Here is a 12,626-nt window from a genome sequence, read left to right as displayed (position 1 = left end):
CGGGTCAGGTCTCGCGCAGCTTGGCGCTCGCGACCACCCAGAACCGCGAGCGCAGGATGTGGCGCGTCGGCTCGTCGAGGGCGTAGATGCCGAGGCGGTTGGACAGGTCGACCAGCAGCGCGCGGTCGATCTCGCTGGGGATGGTCGGCTCCCCCCGGAGGAGGGTGCCGCGGGCCTCCTCCGACGCGGTGCGCGCCCACGACTCCAGGACACTGGCGCACACCTCGTCGACGAGGCGCTCCTCCTCCTGGGGGTCGACGGACTCGAACCAGCCGCCCGAGGGGCGCCCGGTCGTCGACTGGTAGGCGAGCACCGCGGCGGGCGGGACGGGCGCCGCGGGCGGCGCGGGCGCCGGGAGCTTGCGGGGCATGAGGGCCGGGGTCGGCGGCTTGGGTCCCGAGTCGACGGGGTCCGAGCCCGCGTGCGACCCCAGGTCCGGGCCCGCGCCGGAGGGGGCGCCGGCCGGGGCGGGCGGTGCGGCCGGCACCGCGGACGCGCCGTCGACCGGGGCGGCCGGCTTGGCGGGCGCCTGGTCGGGACCGGGCTCATCGGGGACGTAGGGCACGATCGGCTGCTGGAACATCTCGCGGACCACGGTCGTGACGGCCGCGTCGATGGCCTTCTCGTCGATCAGCTCGAGCCGGTCGGCCGCGCGCAGCAGGTGCTTGCTCACCGCGTGCGGCTTGCCGCGGTCACCCGGGACCGCGAGCAGCACGACCTCGATGCCGTGGGCCTGGGCCTCCTCGACGGCCTCGGTGAGGTCGTCGTCGCCGGAGAGCAGGAACATCACGTCGACCGCGCTGTTGCGGGCGTGGGTGACCAGGTCGAGCCCGATCTTGAGGTCGACGCCCTTCTGCTCGCCGGAGTGGCTCAGCCGGCCCAGGCGCAGCTTGACCCGCGGCAGCAGGCCGATCTGCTCCTGCTCGCGGTCGGGGGTGCCGCCGCGGCCGCCGCCGGAGTCGTACCAGTTGACCCGGAGCACCGGGAGACCGCTGCTCTCCGCGGCCTGCTCCATGATCGCCTCGATGAGGGCGCGGTGGTCGACCTCGACGCCGCTGCGCAGCGAGGTGCCGGTCACCCGGGTGGCCGAGCTGGCCAGCAGGTAGCCGACGTCGACGTAGACGGCGCTGTGGGAGCGCACTGGTCACCTCCGGGTGGGTTGGTCCGACCATCCTGCCTCACCCGGGGTCAGCGCGTGCGGTCCAGCACCTCCCTGACCAGGTCGAGGCTGGTGTCGGGGTGCAGGAAGGCGAAACGGCCCACCGTCTCCCCCTCCCACGCGCTCGGCGGGATGAAGGCGACCTCGTCCTGGTGCAGCTCGCGCGCCCAGGCGTGGTAGTCCTCCTCCTCCCAGCCCAGGCGGCGGAACAGCACGATGCCGAGGTCGGGCTCGCGCACCAGCTCGAGGTGGTCCTCGGCGCGGATCATCGCCGCGGTCTCGGCCGCCAGCCGCACCGCGACCTCGATCGCGTCGCGATAGGCGCCCACGCCGTGGACCGCGAGGGAGAACCACAGCGGCAAACCGCGGGCACGCCGGGTGAGGTGGTAGGCGTAGTCGGTCGGGTTCCAGGCCTCGTGCTCGTGGATCACGTCGAGGTAGGAGGCGTCCTGGGTGTGCGTGCGCCGTGCCTTGGCCGGGTCGGCGTAGAGCAGCGCGCAGCAGTCGAACGGCGTGAACATCCACTTGTGCGGGTCGAGGATGAACGAGTCGGCCCGCTCCAGGCCGGCGTACTTCGCCCGCAGCGACGGCGCGAAGATGCCGGCGCCGCCGTACGCCCCGTCGACGTGGAACCACCAGCCGCGCTCCTGCGCGAGGGCGCCGACCGAGTCGAGGTCGTCGATGATGCCCGCGTTGGTGGTGCCCGAGGTGCACACGACGGCCGCGACGTCGGAGAGGTCCTGCCCGGCCGTGCCGCGCTCGATGTCGGCGCGGGTCAGCCGGTGGTCGGGGGTCTCGACGACCAGCGCGTCCATCTCGAGCAGGCGCAGGGTGTTGACCACCGAGGAGTGGGCGTCGGTGCCGACGACCACGCGCCAGCGGCCCACCGACGGGTCGCGGCGCTTGGCCTCCTCGCGCGCCACGGCCAGCGCCGACAGGTTGCCCGCCGAGCCGCCGGAGACGAAGGTGCCGCCGGCGGTCCGCGGGTCGAGGCCTGCCTCGCCGGCGATGAGCGAGAGCACGGTGTTCTCCGCCGCGATCGCACCGGACGCCTCGAGCCACGAGATGCCCTGGATCGAGGCGCAGGAGACGAGCATGTCGAACAGCAGGCTCGCCTTGGTCGGCGCTGCCGGGATGAAGCCCAGGAAGCGCGGGCTGTCGGCGGAGATCACGCTCGGCGCGATCACCGAGGCGTAGACGCCGAGCACCTCGTCGGGGGTGCTCGCCTGCTCGCAGATCACGCCCTCGAGGCGCTCGTAGAGCTGGGCGTTGGTCAGCGTGCCCTGGTCGAGGGGCACGGGGTCCATCCGCAGGCGGTTCTCGGCGTAGGCCAGCACGCTGCGCACCATCTGCTCGGTCGTCTGGTCGACGCGGTGCATCGCGCGGCCGGCGACCCGCTCGTGGGGCTTGCGGCGTCGCTCCCGGGTCCCCTCGGGGCGCGGGAGCTCGTCGTAGGCGCCGGTGTCGGTCATGCTCACCGGTCCAGCAGGGGTCGCAGCGGGTCCCAGCTCGTGCCGTCGCGCTCGTCCTGTCGCTTGCGCGCGATCGCGGACAGCGCCTCCAGCACGACCCGGTTGGCCAGGGCGGCGGTGATGTCGGCGTGGTCGTAGGGCGGGCTCACCTCGACCACGTCCACGCCGACGACGGGCAGCTCCAGGCAGATCCGGCGTACGGCGTCCAGCAGCTCGCGCGCGCTCAGCCCACCCGGTTCGGGGGTGCCCGTGCCCGGGGCGTGGCCCGGGTCGCACACGTCGATGTCGACCGACAGGAAGACCCCGTCGCACTCGTCGGTGGCGATCGTGAACGCCTCGGTGAGGCACTCGGACAGGCCGCGGTGGACGATCTCGGTCATCTCGTAGGACCGCATCCGCTGGCCAGCCATCCAGTCCAGCGTCTCCGGCCCGGGCCAGTAGCCCCGCAGCCCGACCTGGAGGAAGCGGTCGCCGCGCAGCGCACCGGACTCGATCAGCCGGCGCATCGGCTGGCCGTGGCCCCACAGCGAGCCGAACTCGATGTCGCCGGTGTCGGCGTGGGCGTCGAAGTGGATCATCGAGACCCGGCCGTGGCCGAGCACGTTGGCCACGCCCTTGGCGTCGGGGAAGGCGATCGAGTGGTCGCCGCCGAGCACGACCGGGATGGCGCCGGCGCGGGCCACGAGCTCCACGGCCGCCTCGAGCGCCCCGAGGGAGGTGAGGACGTCACCGGAGTACATCTCCACGTCGCCGGCATCGACCACGCGCAGGTCGCGCAGCCCGTCGGTGCGCAGGGCGAGGCTGGGGCGCGAGCCGTCGTGCGGGAGGTAGTCCTGCATCCGGATCGCCATCGGCCCGAAGCGGGCGCCGGGCCGGTGTGAGGTCCCGCCGTCGAAGGGTGCCCCCAGGACGACGACGTCGGCGTCGGCGTAGGTCGACTCGTCGGACAGGTCGCACCTCGAGACGCCGAGGAAGGTGAAGTCCGGGCCGAACTGCTGGCCGTAGCGGCCCGGCGGCGGGCCCGCGGGCGTCGGGCCGTGGTGATGCGTCATGGGCCGGAGTCTCGCACGCACCTGAGCACTGGTCTGGGCAGGTGAGCGAAGCCGCCTCGGGGTGCCCCTGCTCACCCCTATGATGTGCGCCATGCCGGCCGCAGCGGGCCCGATCCGGGTCGCCATCATCAACGACTACGAGGTCGTCGTCCGGGGTCTCGCCGACATGCTCGGCGGCTACGCCGACCGCGTGCGCGTCGTCGAGCTCAGCACCCGGGACGGCGTCTCCAGCCCCGTCGACGTCGTCCTCTACGACACCTACTCCCGCCCACGCGAGGACCCCCGCGGGGTCCAGGAGCTCACCGGCGACGACCGGGTCGAGGCGGTGGCGGTCTACACCTGGAACTTCGAGCCCGAGCTGATCGACGGGGCGCTCGCCGCCGGCGCCCGCGGCTACCTCGCCAAGACCCTGCCGGCCAAGGAGCTGGTCGAGTCGGTCGAGCGGATCCACAACGGCGAGGTGGTGGTCTCCCCCAGCCCCGGCCACACGCCGGTGGTCAGCGGCGACTGGCCGGGCCGCCCCGAGGGCCTGTCGCTGCGCGAGTCGGAGATGATCGCGCTGATCACCCAGGGCCGCAGCAACCAGGAGATCTGCCGGCTGGCCTACCTCTCCCCCAACACGGTGAAGTCCTACATCCGCAGCGCCTACCGCAAGATCGGCATCACCAGCCGCAGCCAGGCCGTGCTGTGGGGCGTCGAGCACGGCATGCGGGCCTACCCCTACCGCGCGAGCCGCGCGAGCGAGCGGGTCCCCTCCTAGGGGCCCGCTCCCAGGTCGCTCAGCGGCCGGTCGCGCCGTCGCCCCACCGGGCGGTGACGTCGGCCCACACGTGCGCCCACGGCCCGCGCCGTCCGCGGCGGGGCGGGGTGAGGGAGAACCACAGGCGAGCGAGCGGCGCCGCGGCCCGCAGCAGCGGCCGCTTCCAGCCGACCGCCGCACGGGCCTCACGCAGCATGTCGGGCCAGGAGTGGTGCTGGAAGCCGAGCAGCGCCTGCGCCTCGGTGGTGTCCATCCACTCCACGCAGAACCAGCCGTCCTCGTCGGCCGGGTCGCCCGGCAGGCCCGGCGGCAGGGCGCCGCGCAGGCCCACCGCCGCCGTCATCTCCTCGGTCAGCTGACCCTGGCGCAGGCGGCACGAGTCGTCGCCCCCGACGAGCAGGGTGCGGCCCTCGCAGTCGACGGCAGGGTCGGTGGCCGCGGCGAGGGCCGTCGCCACGTCGCGCCCGTCGACCACGTGCACCCGCCCGTCGACCGGCAGCAGCGCCTCGAGGTGGGCCGACTCCGGGTCGAGGGCGAGCAGGCTGTCGGGCACCACGACGGCCGCGACGCGCAGGACGACGTGGCTCGGGACGCGCCGCACGAGCGCCTCGGCCTCGAGCTTGTGGTGGCCGTAGAGCTCGCACGGCCGGGCCGGCGTCTGCGCGGTCACCCCCGGCTCGGTAGTGTGCGGGTTGCGCGAGCCGTAGACCGCCATGCTCGAGGCGAGCACGAGCCGGCAGGGCTCGGCCGCCGCGGCGACGGCCTCCGCGACGTGGCCGGTGGCGGTCACGTTGACCGCCCGGGTCAGGTCCGGGTCGTGGTAGGCCGCCGGCGGGATGATCGCGGCCAGGTGCACGAGCGCCCGCGGGCGGTGGGTCGCCACCAGCCGGCGTACCTCTGCCGGGTCACGGAGGTCGGCCCAGTCCACGTGGACCCCGGGGTGCGCGGCCGCGGCCCTCTCGGTCGCGGGGGTCCGCAGGTCGGTGGCGACCACGGCCACCCCACGTCCCGCGAGCTCCTCGAGGAGCAGGCGGCCGAGGTTGCCGAGGGCACCGGTGACCAGGACGGGCCGCACCGCGGACGGCGGGGTGCGGGTCACTCGGCGAGGAGGCCGGCGAAGCTCGCGCTCTGCCAGCCGGTCGCGGACCCGGCCGGCCGGGCGGGCAGGTTCGTCCCGCCGTACGTCGGGGTGGTGGGCGTGCCGTAGGTCAGCCACGTCTCCGCCGGTCCCTGGCCGATCCCGGGCCTGCTGTAGTCGCAGACGCCGTCGGGGAACACCTTCTGCAGGCGGGCGAGGTCGACGTCCGACAGGGGGACCAGCAGGAACGAGAACAGGTCCTTGGTCAGGGGCTTCAGCCGGCAGGCGACCCGGTCGTTGGCGACGTCGTCGCCGGCCTGCTCGCGCGGGGTCGACAGGTGCAGCTGCAACGCGTCCTGCCGGCACACGGGCTCGGCGGGGGTGCCCACCAGCTCGACGCCGGGCACGTCCTGGCACCGGTCGGTGACGTCGGCCGGGCGGTCCTCGGCGATCTTGGTGGCCAGCGGCAGGTCGCGCCTGTCCTTCTCGACCGCGGCGAGCCACTTGTCCATCTTGAGGAACGCCTCGCCGGCCCAGCGCGGGTCACCGATCAGCGGGGTGGTGCCGAACCACATCACGCGGTTGTCGGTGTCGCCCTGCGCGCGCTGCAGCCGCTCCTCGGTCCAGAACGCGTGGGCGTAGTCGTGCGCGATGCCCGGGTCGGGGCCGCCGTGGTTGATCATCGCGACCCCCGACATGTGGTCGGCCTCGTTGACCAGCCCGGAGCGGTAGACGTTGCGCAGGGCGACCGGGTCGCCCGCGATGCGGGTCGCGGAGTGGTCGGCGTTGATGTCGAGCCCGCCGACCTTCTCGTTGAGGTCGAGGAACTGCGCCAGCGTGATCGTGCCGCGCTTCAGCGGCTCGAAGCCGTACATCACGCCCTGGTTGGCGAACGGGACCCCGGTGAACCCGGTGCCCGCGGCCTTCTCCCAGGGTGTCCAGACGCTGCTGGGGCGCTTGCCGAGGGTGGTGACCATCATGTCGAGGATCGAGCAGCGGACGCCGCCGGGGTTGGTCTCGGAGTCGTAGCGCGTGGTCCGGTCGCCGGGGACGGTGTCCTTGCTGCCGGGGCAGGCCGACTCGGGGTTGATCGCCTCCTTGAACAGCCCCTCGTCGGCGACGACGGCGTTGACGTGGCTCAGGTGGCCCTCGACGTCGGCCATCTGGGTCGGGCTCCAGGGAGCGCCCCACTTCTGCGGGTTCTCGAAGTAGTTGCGCAGCAGGTGGTAGTCGGCGAACTGCGCGCCGGCGGTGAGCACGTCGGGGTAGGAGCAGGTGGTGACCAGGCCCTGGTAGATGCCGGGGTAGGCGTTGGCGATCGTGTGCTGCGCGATCGAGCCGCCGGAGCAGCCGGTGCCGATCGTGTAGCGGATCGGGCCGTAGGCCTCGACGACGCGCTCCTTGAGCATCATCATCGCCTCGGCCTCCTGCGGGAGGTTGCACTGGTGCCCGGTGTTGTTGAGCGCCGCGGACGCGACCGCGAAGCCCTTGCCGAGCGCGGTGACGTAGGTCTGCTCGGTGCCGGGGAAGTCGAAGGGGATCGTGCCGGCGTAGTCCTCGAGCCGCACCGTGCCCGGGGTGAAGGACGCCCCGCAGCCGCCGCCGTGGGTGACCAGCACCTTGTGGTTCCACTGCTTCTGCGCCGCCCACGGCTTCCAGCCCTTGCCGGGAGTGAAGAGCGTGAGGACGGAGTAGCGGTCACGGTCGGCCATGCCGTCCTCGCGGCGTACGACGAAGGGGACGGTCCGGCCCTGGTCGGTCGTGGTCGTGGCGACGTCCGAGGGCGGGTTCTTCGGGTCGTAGGGCTGCAGGCCCTGCTTGGTCGGGTCGGTGCTCTTGTAGAGGAAGGAGTACGTCGGCGCCTGGTTGCACTGCGCGTCCTTCGCCCCTGCCTGGCACTGGTAGGGGCCCAGCTGCGGCCCCGCGAAGATCGGTCCGCCCTGGGGGTGGTTGGTGACCGTGCGGCTGCCGGACCAGCCCGGGGCGGTGGCCCGCACGGTGTTGTCGCCCAGACGCAGGCCGGTGAGCAGGCCGGCGTACGTCCCGTCGGGCCGCCGGGCGAACTGGGAGGTGACGTCACGCCCGTTGAGCGACATCCGCACCGACGACGGCGAGACGCCCGACGGCAGCGGGACGCGCAGGAGGGCGTCGCCACCGGAGACCAGGTCGGCGCGGGTCGAGACCACCTGGATCGACAGCGGCCTCGCCGCGGCGCTGGCCGGGCTGGTCAGGGCGGGCAGGACCGCGAGCGACGCGGCGACGCTCAGCACGGCGGCGAGCAGGGGACGTGACCTCATGCGCTCCTCAACGACCCAGGCGGCCCCTGGCTACGCAGACCTGATCAGTCCTCACGTTCAGTGAGGGGTGGTCGACCCACCCCTGCAGGTGTCTCGACAACCTTCCGGAGGTCGACGTACGTTGCCAGGGCGTCCGCTCCTGGACGCTCAGCACTGCTCGTCTCCCACCCAGGAAGCAGGATCGATGAAGATTCTCCGACGACGGCGCTTGGTCGCCGCAGGCGTTGCACTCGCCACCTCGGTCAGCCTCGGGGCGGTGGCCGCCCCCGCGATGGCCAGCCACAGCAGCACCCCCCCGGCCGACTACGGCAGCGCCGGCGACGCCACCATCACGGTGCCGATCACCGACAGCGAGGCCGGCGGCACCTACTACCAGCCGTTCGAGCGTGCCTACGCGGGCGAGACCGACTCGGGGACCCCGGTCTACGTCTACGTCCCGCAGGGCGCCTTCGACGGTCCGTCCGGCGTGCACAGCCTGGACCCGTCGTTCGACCCCAACCCGGCGGACGACTTCACCCCGTGCGCGGATGCCGACCCCGCGGACTTCAAGGTCACCCAGGCCCAGGTCGACTACCTCGGCGCCAAGCTGGAGGACCAGATCCTCGCCGTCGACGAGGATCACTTCGGCGAGCTGGGCACCCCCGAGGGCGGCGACAGCGACGCCCTGGTCACGCTGGTCTACAACGTCCAGGACGAGAACTACTACGACTGCTCGGTGAGCACCTACACCGCGGGCTACTTCGCGCCGGAGTACCTCTCCGCCGACAGCCTCGGGATGAACGTCATGGTGATCGACGCCCTCGACTGGGCCAACCGCATCGGCGAGGACCCGAACACCGAGCCGTGGAGCGACGGCAACCCCGACAACGACCGCCCCGAGCTCTACGAGGGCGTCATCGCCCACGAGCTCGAGCACATGCTGATGAACTACTCCGACCCCGGCGAGCTGTCCTGGGTCGACGAGGGCCTGGCCGACACCGCGGCGTTCCTCAACGGCTTCGACATGACCGGCAGCCACCTGACCTACCAGCAGGTCTTCCACCGCGAGACCTCGCTGACCCGGTGGGGCGGCGGCCTGGAGAACTACGGCGCGTCGTTCAGCTACTTCCTCTACCTGTGGGAGCAGGCCGGCGGCAACGGCGGTGGCAGCCTCGAGCCCGACCTGGAGTTCCAGGGCGGCCAGACCGGGGACCAGCTGATCAAGGACATCTTCGCCGAGCCGGCCGACGGCATGGAGGGCGTGCAGAACGCCATCGACACCTGGAACGCCTCCGGCGACAAGCAGCTGGAGTCCGCTGCCGAGCTGTTCAAGGACTGGGCGGTCGCGATGTACCTCGACGACGAGAAGTCGCCGCTGTGGGACCTGAAGAACATCGACCTCGGTCCCGCCTCCGGTGGCTGGACGGTGGACCTGGCCAACGAGCTGTTCTGGGACGACCGCGGCAGCTACCAGGGTGCGCTGCCCCAGGCGAAGTTCAACCGGCTGAAGAACCGGCCGGCCTCGCAGGCGCTGCCGTTCGGCGTCTCCTACGAGAAGTTGCGCAACCCCGGCCCGCGGGTCTCGCTCGCCTTCGACGGCGACCCCAACGCCCAGGTCGCGCCGCACTCCGGCGACACCCACTGGTGGGGCGGCTACCAGAGCCAGTCCGACCACGTGCTCGGGCTCGACACCCCGGTGACCGGCGGCGAGACGGTCGACTTCTGGAACTGGCACTTCATCGAGGAGGGCTGGGACTACGGCTTCGTCGAGGCCCTGGTCGACGGCGAGTGGCAGACGGTGCCCGTCACCGACAAGGCGACCGGCGCGGTCGTCTCGACCGATGACGACCCGCAGGGCAACAACACCGAGGGCAACGGCATCACCGGCACCTCGGGCGGGGCGTACTTCGTCGACGAGCCGACCTACCGCCAGTACTCCGTCACCCTGCCCGCCGGGGCGACCGACGTGAGGTGGCGCTACTCCACCGACGCGGCCTACCTCGACACGGGCTGGTTCATCGACGACGTGACCGTGAACGGCGTCCCTGCCGCGGTCTCGTCCGAGGGTGACGAGTGGACCCAGACCGACGGCAAGCAGACCAACAACTGGGTCGTGCAGGTCATCTCGGCGTGCGACCTCACCCCGGGCACCACCAGCCCGGAGGAGATCCGCGACGGGGCCGGCAACTTCGTCTACCGCTACGAGGCCGGCGCGGACGGCAAGGTCCGGACGGGCACGCTGGAGACCAAGTGCGCCAACGGCAAGAAGTCCGACTTCACCGTGGCGATCAGCAACCTGCCGACCGGTGACCTCTCGGTCCTCGACGCGGGCTACGACTGGTGGGTGGTCAAGCAGAAGAAGAGCTGACCCACTTTGCTGCACCACGAGGGGTGCCCGGCCGCGCGCCGGGCACCCCTCGTGCGGCGTCCGACCGTGGGTGGGACGGGTAGGTTCGGAGCGTGAGCGAGCACGCATCCGGTCCACCGCCCGACGACCCGCTGCGCGGGTCGCGCACCAGCGCGGTGTGGACGGGCGTGGTGGGGCTCGGCCTCCTCCTGGTGCTCCTCATCATCTTCATCGCGCAGAACACCCAGGAGGCCGAGGTCAACTTCCTCGGCTGGAGCGGCACCGCGCCACAGTCGGTCGCCCTGCTCATCGCCACCGCAGCCGGACTGGCCCTGGCGGTCATCGCCGCCTCGCTGCGCATCCTGCAGCTGCGCCGGCGCGTGCGCCGGACCCGCTGACCGCCCGCCCGCTCAGGGCGCCAGGGACTCCTCGCCCCAGCGGGCCTCGACGCCGCGCCACATCGGCGCGAACGGACCGGGGAACCCCCGCAGCGGCGACCGCGCGCTGAGCAGGGCCCGCACGGGCAGGATCGCCGGCCAGCTGACCCACCGCCGCACCCCGGCGTGGTGGGCGACGGCGTTGCGGGTCTCGCGCCACGTGTGGTGCTGGAAGCCCAGCACCCGCTGCGCCTCGGCGGTGTCCATCCAGTCGGTGCAGAACCACGAGTCGTCGTCGTCCGGGTCGCCCGGCCGCCCCGGCGGCAGCGCGCCGGGCACGCCCACCGCCCACGCCATCGCGCGGACCAGGTCGCCCTGCGTCATGCGGTGGCTCTCGCCCCCGCCGATCATCAGCGTGCGGCCCGAGCAGTCGGCGCCCACGGCGGTCGCGAGGGCGAAGGCGACGTCACGTCCGTCGACGGTCTGCACGCGGCCGTCGGAGGGGAGCATCGCGGAGAAGTACTGCGTGTCGACGTCGCCGGTCATCGTCAGGTCGGGGAAGACCACGGCGCCCAGGCGCAGGATCGTCCAGTCCACCCCGGAGCGGCGCACGAGGGCCTCGGCCTCGGCCTTGGTCGCGCCGTAGACGTCGGCGGGCCGCACCGGCGTCTCCGCGCTCAGCAGGGTGCCCCGGCGCGGGTTGCGCGGCCCGTGCACGGCCACCGACGAGCAGTGCACCAGTCGGCAGTTGCGCTCCGCGCGGACCATCAGCGACTCGATCGCCGCGACCAGGTGGCGCGTGCCCTCGACGTTGACGCGACGAGCCAGCTCCGGCGCGGCGTAGGAGGAGGGCGGGATCATCGCGGCCAGGTGGACGACGGCCAGCGGCTCGACCTCCTCGACCAGCCGGTGCACCTCGTCGGCGTCGGTCAGGTCGGCCCACCGGAGCTCGACCGACTCGGGGAGGGTGCGGGCCAGCGCCTCGGTGGCCGGGGTGCGCCGGTCGGTGGCCACCACCCGGCGTCGTCGCCCGAGCAGCGCGCGGACGGTGTGGCGTCCGACGTGGCCGAGCGCGCCCGTGACGAGCACGGGTGGCCTGTCCTCAGGCATGCCTGGCCTCCCCCCTCGCGCACCGGACCCCGAGCGCCACACCCTCTCCCATGAGCGGCGCGTGGTTCAAGACGTCCGTTCGGGCCCGATCCCCAGCCGTTCGGCGTGCCGCCCCACGAAGGCCACCACCTCGTCGGCCGACCTGTCCGGAAGGCCCCAGACCGCGTCGGTCACGCCGAGCTCCTCCCACTGCTCGAGCAGCTCGGGGGTCGGCCGGCTGGTCGCCAGCACGTGCAGCTGCGGCTCACCCTCACGGCCCTCGTCGGCCCACGTCCTGCGCAGCAGGGCGACCTTGTCGGCGACGTCGGCCTCGCCCGGCGTGGTCATCCAGCCGTCGGCGTGCCGGGCGATCCAGGCGAAGGTCCGCGGGCCGCCCCCGGCGCCCACGACCAGCGGCACGTGGGGCTGGGTCGGCTTGGGCCAGGCCCACGACGGCCCGAACGAGACGTGCTCCCCGTCGTACGACGCCTCGTCCTGGGTCCACAGCGCGCGCATCGCCTCGACGTACTCGCGGAGGACCGTGCGGCGCCGGCCCGCGGGGACGTGGTGGTCGGCCAGCTCGTCGGTGTTCCAGCCGAAGCCGGCGCCGACGGTGACGCGGCCGCCGGAGAGGTGGTCGAGGGTGGCGATGGTCTTGGCGAGCGTGATCGGGTCGGACTCGACCGGCAGGCACACCGCGGTGGCCAGGCGGATCCGTTCGGTGACCGCGGCGGCGGTGGCCAGCGAGACCCACGGGTCGAGCGTGCGGAGGTAGCGGTCATCGGGGAGCGTCTCGTCGCCCGTGCCCGGGTGCGCGGCGTCGCGGCGGACCGGGATGTGGGTGTGCTCGGGGACGTAGAACGTGTCGAACCCGTGGGCCTCGGCGGCGCGCGCGGCCTCGGCGGGGGTGATCCCGCGGTCGCTGGTGAACAGGACGATGCCGTGCCGCATGGCGCTCCCCGACGTGCTCGACGTGTCGACTTGTCATAGACGTCTCTATGACACCGGAGGAGGAT

At 72.9% G+C, this 12,626-nt stretch carries 10 protein-coding genes; 3 read left to right on the top strand and 7 right to left on the bottom strand.

Translation table 11 applies throughout. The annotated features are described in order from the left end of the window. Positions 1-4: 4 nt before the first annotated feature. From J2S63_RS15400 to speB, 3 genes are read right to left on the bottom strand one after another with little or no spacing between them, the layout of a single operon-like run. On the bottom strand, positions 5-1,141 hold the full coding sequence (locus J2S63_RS15400) for an NYN domain-containing protein (protein WP_310303987.1): 1,137 nt from the start codon (positions 1,139-1,141) through the stop codon (positions 5-7). A 47-nt stretch (positions 1,142-1,188) separates the two neighbouring features. Next, positions 1,189-2,631 carry a pyridoxal phosphate-dependent decarboxylase family protein gene (locus tag J2S63_RS15395; protein WP_310306715.1) on the bottom strand — a complete coding sequence of 481 codons (1,443 nt, stop codon included), beginning with the start codon at positions 2,629-2,631 and terminating at the stop codon, positions 1,189-1,191. Between the two features lie 2 nt (positions 2,632-2,633). After that, on the bottom strand, positions 2,634-3,683 hold the full coding sequence (speB, locus tag J2S63_RS15390) for an agmatinase (RefSeq protein ID WP_310303986.1): 1,050 nt from the start codon (positions 3,681-3,683) through the stop codon (positions 2,634-2,636). A gap of 91 nt (positions 3,684-3,774) precedes the next feature. Here speB and J2S63_RS15385 point away from each other — a divergent pair, with 91 nt between their 5' ends. Then, on the top strand, positions 3,775-4,443 hold the full coding sequence (locus J2S63_RS15385; protein ID WP_310303984.1) for a response regulator transcription factor: 669 nt from the start codon (positions 3,775-3,777) through the stop codon (positions 4,441-4,443). 19 nt (positions 4,444-4,462) lie between these two features. On the opposite strand, the gene J2S63_RS15380 is transcribed toward J2S63_RS15385, so the two are convergent. Together J2S63_RS15380 and J2S63_RS15375 are read right to left on the bottom strand one after the other, a co-directional pair. Further along, positions 4,463-5,542: an NAD-dependent epimerase/dehydratase family protein gene (locus J2S63_RS15380; protein ID WP_310303982.1), complete on the bottom strand. Its 1,080-nt coding sequence runs from the start codon at positions 5,540-5,542 to the stop codon at positions 4,463-4,465. Further along, entirely contained in the window at positions 5,539-7,818 is a 2,280-nt protein-coding gene (locus tag J2S63_RS15375) for a DUF6351 family protein (RefSeq protein WP_310303980.1), read from the bottom strand. The genes J2S63_RS15380 and J2S63_RS15375 overlap by 4 nt, the downstream gene beginning before the upstream one ends. Before the next feature lie 256 nt (positions 7,819-8,074). Here J2S63_RS15375 and J2S63_RS15370 point away from each other — a divergent pair, with 256 nt between their 5' ends. Next, positions 8,075-10,165, top strand: coding sequence for a hypothetical protein (locus J2S63_RS15370; RefSeq protein WP_310303978.1), 2,091 nt, complete (start codon positions 8,075-8,077; stop codon positions 10,163-10,165). A gap of 92 nt (positions 10,166-10,257) precedes the next feature. Continuing rightward, positions 10,258-10,542, top strand: a complete 285-nt coding sequence (locus J2S63_RS15365) for a lipopolysaccharide assembly protein LapA domain-containing protein (RefSeq protein ID WP_310303976.1) — start codon at positions 10,258-10,260, stop codon at positions 10,540-10,542. A 12-nt stretch (positions 10,543-10,554) separates the two neighbouring features. On the opposite strand, the gene J2S63_RS15360 is transcribed toward J2S63_RS15365, so the two are convergent. Together J2S63_RS15360 and J2S63_RS15355 are read right to left on the bottom strand one after the other, a co-directional pair. After that, entirely contained in the window at positions 10,555-11,631 is a 1,077-nt protein-coding gene (locus J2S63_RS15360; RefSeq protein ID WP_310303974.1) for an NAD-dependent epimerase/dehydratase family protein, read from the bottom strand. A gap of 66 nt (positions 11,632-11,697) precedes the next feature. After that, on the bottom strand, positions 11,698-12,561 hold the full coding sequence (locus J2S63_RS15355) for an LLM class F420-dependent oxidoreductase (RefSeq protein ID WP_310303972.1): 864 nt from the start codon (positions 12,559-12,561) through the stop codon (positions 11,698-11,700). Positions 12,562-12,626: the final 65 nt, after the last annotated feature.

Origin of the sequence: Nocardioides marmoribigeumensis (genome assembly GCF_031458325.1) — a bacterium.
GTDB classification, from domain to species: domain Bacteria; phylum Actinomycetota; class Actinomycetes; order Propionibacteriales; family Nocardioidaceae; genus Marmoricola_A; species Marmoricola_A marmoribigeumensis.
The sequence above is the reverse complement of the archived record's forward strand: the minus strand, read 5'-3'. Positions and strand labels throughout refer to the sequence as shown.